The following is a 5,131-nucleotide window of genomic DNA, read 5'->3' on the forward strand; positions in this document are numbered from 1 at the left end:
GGCGCTCTCGCCAGGCTCGGGCTTCCCGCCTGGATGCATGAAGCACGACGTTCCCCGCTTGCGCACGGTGAGCCAGCGGCCGGCGGGATCGCGGAGAATCACCGCGGATACGGAGATGGTCTTATCGATGCCGGATGGGTTCGATGGGATGCTCAATGTAAGTCCTCGGGGTTAGCGGCGCCCGCCGTCATTCCTGGTGGGAATGAGCAGGCCGATGACCCAGTTGACCAGGGCGATGACGACGCCCGCCCACAGCGCCGGCCAGAAGCCGCTGACATATAGCCCCAGATCGAGTTGGGTCGAGATCCAGCCGGTGAGCATGACCATGAGGGCGTTGACCACGAGCAGGAACAGCCCGAGCGTGAGGATGATGAGCGGCAGCGACAGCAGTTTGACCACTGGCCGCACAAGCATGTTGACCAGGGTGAACACGACGGCAACCACCGCGAGGCTGATCCAGAACTGCGCGTCCTGCGGAGGCGCTGCGGCTGCGCTGCTGACGTTGCCGACCCAGTTGAAGTCCATGCGGCCGAGGCCGAAGCCGTCGACGAAGGAGGCGGCGAGCCAGAGGGCCAGCGCGTTTGCGGCGATGCGGACGATGAACGAGAACAGTCCCATGCGGGCGGCTACCTTTCTCCCCACAATGTTCCGGTGCAGCTGCACTCGCGGGCGGCCCACGAGCATTAGAATCAATGATCGGGGTACGTCGCGAATGGAAAGAGGGGCAATCGTGGACAACGATACCGAGGATGCGCGGCGCTGGCTGCACCTGGAGCTCGCCGGAGTAGACGAGGTCGAGTACGACCCCACGATGCTCCATCCCGATAACGACCCCGACGGCGCGCGGCGCTCGGCGAACGAACGCGCAGCCCTGGATGGCGATATCGCCGCGATGTACCGCCTGGCCCTCGCCGCGGACGAACGCCTCGAACTTATTGCCGCCGAGGAATGGTGGTCGCGTGCGGCCCGCCAGCATGACGCCGGTGCGTTGTTCAACCTAGGCGTCTACGCATTCAACGTGCAGGACTTCGAAGCGGCCGGCCGCTGGTGGGGAGAGGCCGCGATGCGCGGCGACTCCCGGGCCGCGCACAACCTCACCGTGCTCGACCGCGCGACCGGAGTGCGCGGACTCGAACTGCAGATAAAGAAGTACCCGCGAGGCGAAGGGCTCGACTGACCGCTTCGCCCCGCGGGCACGATGACCGGGCGGGGTCAGTCGACGTAGCCGTCGGCGACGTCGAGAGCGCGGTCGAGCACGTCGAGCCCCTCGCGCACCTGCTCCTCGGTGATGACGAGCGGCGGCACGACGTGGAAGCGGTTGTAGTTCATGAACAACAGCACGCCCTCGGCCTTGGCCGCGCCCATCGTCTTCGCCATCGCCTCGCTCGATCCGCCGTAAGGCGCGAGCGGCTCGCGGGTCTCCTGGTTCTTGACCAGCTCGATTGCCCAGAAGCAGCCGAGTCCGCGGACCTCACCGACGGACGGGTGCTTCTCCGCGATCTCGCGCAGGCGCGGTCCGATGACCTCCTCACCGAGCTTCTTCGCGTGCTCGACGATGCCCTCATCGCGCATGAGGTTGATCGTGGCCACCGCCGAACCACACGCGAGCGGGTGCCCGGCGTAGGTGAGGCCGCCGGTGTACGGGGTGTCCTTGAACGACTCGGCGATGCGGTCGTGGATGATGACGCCGCCGAGCGGCACATACCCGGAGTTCGAGCCCTTCGCGAAGGTGATGAGATCGGGCGTCCAGTCGTCCGGGCCGTTGCGGAAGTTGTCCAGCGCGAGCCACGTGCCGGCGCGCCCGAATCCGGACATCACCTCGTCGCAGATCATGACGATGCCGTACTTATCGCAGATCTCGCGCACGCCGCGCAGGTAGTCGGCCGGCGGAACCATGATGCCGACGGTGCCCGGGATGGACTCGATGATGAGCGCCGCGAAGTGGTCGGGCCCCTCGAGCGCGATGAGATCGTCGAGGTGCTTGAGCGCGCGCTCGCACTCCTGCTCCTCGGTCTCGGCGTAGAACTGCGAGCGGTAGAGGAACGGCGCGTGGAAATGCACGGCACCGGTGTTGCCGTAGTCGTTGGCCCAGCGGCGGGTGTCGCCCGTGAGATTCATCGACGTCGTCGTCGCACCGTGGTACGAACGGAATGCCGAAAGGGTCTTTACGCGGCCGGTATGGCGGCGCGCCATTCGGATAGCGTGCTCCACGGCCTCGGTGCCTGCCATGGTGAAGAACACGCGGTTCATCCCCTCGGGGGCGACGCCCGAGATAAGGCGCGCGGCCTCCGCGCGGGCGGCGTTCGCGTGCGCCGGGTTGATCGTGCACATCTCTGCGGCCTGGTCCTGGATCGCCTTGACCACAACCGGATGCTGGTGCCCGATATTGGTGTTGACCAGCTGCGAGGTGAAATCGAGGAGCTTGTTGTCGTCGCCGTCCCACAGGTGGACGCCCTCGGACTTCGTCACGACCATCGGGTCATGCTTGCCCCAGGCGGACCACGGAGCGAGAACGTGTGCGCGCTCCTTTTCGTAGATTTCGCGTGCTTCGGCATTCTGCGGTGCGGGCACTTTTCCACTCTCCTTCGGGCAGGGTGCACGGACTCTCTGTTCTGCCAATAATGGCACTGCTCGCCGCCGGGCGCGCGACGCGATTTCCGCTTCGCGGAATAAAGCCGTCGGCGCGTGTCGTGCGATACGGCCTTTGCGGCGCCGTCTTGGTATTTTTATTCCTTCGCCGACTCCACGAACGAGGGGGATTCTGACGTGTCGCGTCCTGCCCACGCGCCTGCCATGGGTGCCTTGCGCCGCTCCCGCCGCATCGTCGCAGCAAGTATGACGGCGGCGTTCGTGATCGGCTCGGCCGCCGCGTGCGCCCCGGCTACCGACGAAACCGCCGACCCCGCCGCCGAAGCGGCGCAGGATGCCCCCAACCAGGTTTCCGTCGAGGAGACTCAGGTCAACGCGTCCGCGCGCGATCCAAAGTTCCCGCGCGTGTGGACTACCGATGCCGAGCAGTTCGATGCCCCCTCGTCCGCCGAGCTCAAGAAGATCGACGAGCTGCTCTCCGGTTCCGTCGACGACGCCGCCGCCGAGGGCGTCACCCTCACCTGGTGTCTACGCTCGCTCGACACAAAAAAGCCGGTCGACGAGTGCGTCGGCGACGACGAGACCACCTTCGCCGCGTCGATCCCGAAGCTCGCCGTGGCGGTCGCGGCGATCGAGGCGTACGAGGGTACCCTCGACGAGGTCGTCATCGACGAGTACACGCCGTGGAGTGCCGGCAACGCCGGTCTGCGCGCGGCTTACGACGAGTCCATGGGCGAAGAGGCCGACGGCGCTGTCACGTCGGCGGCCGAAACCGCGCAGGAAGACGACGCACCGACGACCCTCGGCGATCTCGTGGCCGCGTCCATCGCGTACTCGGACAACGACGCGGTGAACGAGCTCATCGACGTCATCCCCGACGGCCCCGCGTTCGGGGATGCCGAGGCCGGCACCGGTAGCTCCGGCACCCCGACCACCGGCGACGAGTCATCCGACGCGGCCTCGGATATGACCGCCTTCGAGTACGTCGATGCGATCACGGCGCGCGTGGGCATCGACGAGGATTTCCATGTCGGCGCCTACTTCAACGTGCCCGAGTCCGGCGATTGGAACCACATCACCGCATCCTCGGCCACCGACTACCTGTCCGCTCTCGTCAAGGCTGCGGACGGCGAGGTGACCGACGAGAACCTCAACGAACGGGCACCTGAAGCCCTCGCCACCCCGAAGACGGCGCGCGCGGTGCTTTCTGCGATGGCGCAGCAGTTCCGTTCGACGAAGATCCCCGGAGAGCTACCCGCCGGAACCTTCGCCAACAAGACCGGCGAAACGGACACCGAGTCGCACGACCTGGCGGTGGTCGGAACGAAGTCAGGGCGCTACGTGCTCACCGCGGTGTCAAGTTTCTACTCGGGTGCGAATCCTCCGGACGAGCTGCTCGCCGAGACCGCGAAGGACGTCCTCGACGCGCTCGGCGGCTCGAAGCGGCTGTAATTCGCGGGTGGCAAGGATGGAAGAGCGCCCAGGCGGGCCCGAAGGGTGCCGCCTCCGGCGTCATACGGCAAGAAGGGCATAAAATCGCGCACATGAATTCTTCGGCCCCCGATTCGACAGCATCTTCCGGAGCATCCGGTTCGCAGCAAGCGGCCCGCCCCGGGCTGACGCCGCGCGGCCGTGTTGCCGCGGCCGCCGGTTCGCTGGCCACGTGGGCCTCGCGGGTGAGCGGGCGCGGCTCGGGCGGCATGATCGGCGGGCTCGTCTCGCTCAAGCTCGACCCGAATCTCATGGCTCAGCTGGCGGCGGGGCGGCGCAGCGCGCTCGTCACCGGCACGAACGGCAAGTCGACGACGACTCGGATGCTCGCGGCCGCGATGCGGACGATCGGCCCGGTCGCCTCGAACGCGAACGGCGACAATATGGATGCGGGCATCGTCTCCGCGCTTACCGCCGATCGTGAGGCGCCGCTGGCCGCGATCGAGGTGGACGAGCTGCACACCCCGCAGGTCGCGGAGAACACGCGGCCCGAGGTCATCGTCATGCTCAACCTCACCCGCGACCAGCTCGACCGGGTGGGCGAGATCAACAGCATCGAGCGGCGCCTGCGAGCGGGGGTCGAGGCGAATCCTCAGGCGACGATCGTCGCCAACTGCGACGACGTGATGGTCACCTCCGCCGCCTTCGACCACCCGAACGTCGTGTGGGTCGCCGCGGGCAATGCATGGACGGGCGACTCGGTGAGTTGCCCGCGTACCGGTTCCGCGGTGGTCCGCTCCACCGAGTCGGGCGTCTCCGGCGCCACCGAGATGCATTGGCACGCGACCGCCACCATGCCCGGCGGCGCCCGCTTCGAGCGCCCGACACCCGCGTGGTGGGTCGACGACACCCACATCCACGGGGCGGACGGGTTCTCCGCGCCGATGGAGCTGGCGCTCCCCGGCCGCGCGAACCGCGGCAACGCGGCGCAGGCCGTCGCGGGTGCCGTGGCGATGGGTGCCGATCCGCAGCGCGCGGTCGAGGCGGTCGGGAAGGTGTCTGACGTCGCCGGCCGCTATTCCACGGTCACCCTCGGCGAGCAGGAGGCGCA

Annotated in this window: 5 protein-coding genes and 1 pseudogene; 3 read left to right on the forward strand and 3 right to left on the reverse strand. The window is 67.6% G+C overall.

What is annotated here, in order from left to right; all coding sequences use genetic code 11:
* Together K8V11_RS09545 and K8V11_RS09550 are read right to left on the reverse strand one after the other, a co-directional pair.
* Nucleotides 1-150: pseudogene (locus tag K8V11_RS09545) on the reverse strand (NUDIX hydrolase); the annotation flags it as partial.
* A gap of 21 nt (nt 151-171) precedes the next feature.
* Nucleotides 172-618: a phage holin family protein gene (locus K8V11_RS09550; RefSeq protein WP_303913258.1), complete on the reverse strand. Its 447-nt coding sequence runs from the start codon at nt 616-618 to the stop codon at nt 172-174.
* Between the two features lie 112 nt (nt 619-730).
* Between K8V11_RS09550 and K8V11_RS09555 the strand changes: the two genes are divergently transcribed.
* On the forward strand, nt 731-1,177 hold the full coding sequence (locus K8V11_RS09555) for a hypothetical protein (RefSeq protein ID WP_303913260.1): 447 nt from the start codon (nt 731-733) through the stop codon (nt 1,175-1,177).
* A gap of 35 nt (nt 1,178-1,212) precedes the next feature.
* Here the strand turns inward: K8V11_RS09555 and K8V11_RS09560 are convergent, their stop codons facing one another.
* Nucleotides 1,213-2,571, reverse strand: a complete 1,359-nt coding sequence (locus tag K8V11_RS09560) for an aspartate aminotransferase family protein (protein ID WP_303913263.1) — start codon at nt 2,569-2,571, stop codon at nt 1,213-1,215.
* A 195-nt stretch (nt 2,572-2,766) separates the two neighbouring features.
* On the opposite strand from K8V11_RS09560, the gene K8V11_RS09565 reads away from it, so the two are divergent.
* Nucleotides 2,767-4,041, forward strand: coding sequence for a serine hydrolase (locus tag K8V11_RS09565; RefSeq protein ID WP_303913266.1), 1,275 nt, complete (start codon nt 2,767-2,769; stop codon nt 4,039-4,041).
* Nucleotides 4,042-4,133: 92 nt separating this feature from the next.
* On the forward strand, nt 4,134-5,131 hold a 998-nt coding region (locus tag K8V11_RS09570; protein ID WP_303913269.1), incomplete at its 3' end, for a Mur ligase family protein.

Source organism: Dietzia timorensis, from assembly GCF_020742175.1.
Lineage (GTDB): Bacteria > Actinomycetota > Actinomycetes > Mycobacteriales > Mycobacteriaceae > Dietzia > Dietzia timorensis_A.

What these genes read in the sequence shown, in the direction of transcription:
- K8V11_RS09550 (WP_303913258.1), bottom strand. Translation starts at nt 618, where the DNA reads ATGGGACTGTTCTCGTTCATCGTCCGCATCGCCGCAAACGCGCTGGCC.